Origin of the sequence: Methylophaga sp. UBA1464 (genome assembly GCF_002325665.1) — a bacterium.
GTDB lineage: Bacteria > Pseudomonadota > Gammaproteobacteria > Nitrosococcales > Methylophagaceae > Methylophaga.
Genome location: NZ_DCSO01000059.1, coordinates 9660 through 10888 on the forward strand (window position 1 = coordinate 9660; position 1229 = coordinate 10888).

The 1229-nt window shown below is 44.3% G+C and carries 2 protein-coding genes; both read right to left on the reverse strand.

What is annotated here, in order from left to right; translation table 11 throughout:
* Positions 1–374 (reverse strand): CorA family divalent cation transporter (locus B3O33_RS07335; protein ID WP_292363298.1); only part of this gene is annotated, 374 nt, incomplete at its 3' end.
* Positions 375–491: 117 nt separating this feature from the next.
* Complete coding sequence (locus tag B3O33_RS07340) at positions 492–1121, reverse strand: methyltransferase (protein ID WP_292361316.1); 630 nt, start codon at positions 1119–1121, stop codon at positions 492–494.
* Between the last annotated feature and the right edge of the window lie 108 nt (positions 1122–1229).

The following is a 1229-nucleotide window of genomic DNA, read 5'->3' on the forward strand; positions in this document are numbered from 1 at the left end:
TGACCGCGGCGAGCACGCATTCGTAATAAACGGAAATCACTTAATTCTCCATCACGAATGGCTATTAACCGATCTTGTTGCAGAATGAATGCCACGGATACCGTGTGATGCCGTCCTTCTGAATAACCGAGAAACAATGAATGCACATGCAGTCCATCCTGATCGGTAAAACAGCGGGCTGATGCTTCGATTTCCTCGACATCATCAACATCTGGCACTTCATCACTGAATAAGGTAGCAAGTAATGCGCGTTCATCATCATCAGGCTCTAACGCATCAATCCAGTCAGCTTCTTTTAAGTGATGCCCCGACACCTCGCCTTCAACTTTGATTTCCTTAATTAAGCCATGAGCAATTTTGTATAGACGCAGCATGCTGGCTCCTGAATGATTAGATTTCGCATAAAAGAATGGTGGAAATATTGTAACGCACTGACCACGTTATGCCGAAAGGCTATGGTATTTGCGTGGCAATTCCATGACAGATGAGTTTCAAAGCTGCTGAAATACTGCCATCTGGGTGGGTGAACCTAATTGCAGATCTGCCTCCCCAATTCCTGAAAAATGTATTTCATAATTATGACGGACAGCCACGCCTCTGGCCCATTGTTGAAATTTATGCCGTGTCCACTCAAACTGATGATCCGGGTCCCTGAACTCGCCCGGATTCAGACCGTATAAAGGATTGTACTCACTATTCGGCGTAGTGAGGATGATCTGCTTTGGACACATCACCGCAAAAACATTTTTTTCAACTTGAGATAAATGCTTCGGCGCAACATGTTCAATGGTTTCAATCATCACTGCCAACGGAAAGCCAGACAGTTCTGGATGAGGATCGGCGTAAGAACCGTTAATTAATGTGAGCCGGCAAGGAGTTGCGTCGAGATAAACCGCAAGTTTTTCACGGGCCTGCATTAAAGATAAACCGGATTGTTCAACGCCAATAGCTTGCTCAATTTGAGTTTCATTGAGCAATTGCCATAGAAAATTACCTGAACCACAACCTAAATCCAGAACTTGCCTGACACCACTTTGTTGAACTAATTTGAGGATTTGTTGATGTCGGACTTCATGTAAAGCGCTGATTTGAGTGTCCTGATATGGAAACTCGGCACTCATAAAAATTACTTTCCGATACAAAAGCTGGAAAAGATATGATCCAGCAGGTCTTCGTTAGTGAAAGTACCGGTAATTTCGCCCAGCGCTGTCTGTGCAAGTCGTAACTCT

Coding starts and splice junctions, on each gene's coding strand:
- B3O33_RS07340 (WP_292361316.1), bottom strand. CDS start 1,121: ATGAGTGCCGAGTTTCCATATCAGGACACTCAAATCAGCGCTTTACAT.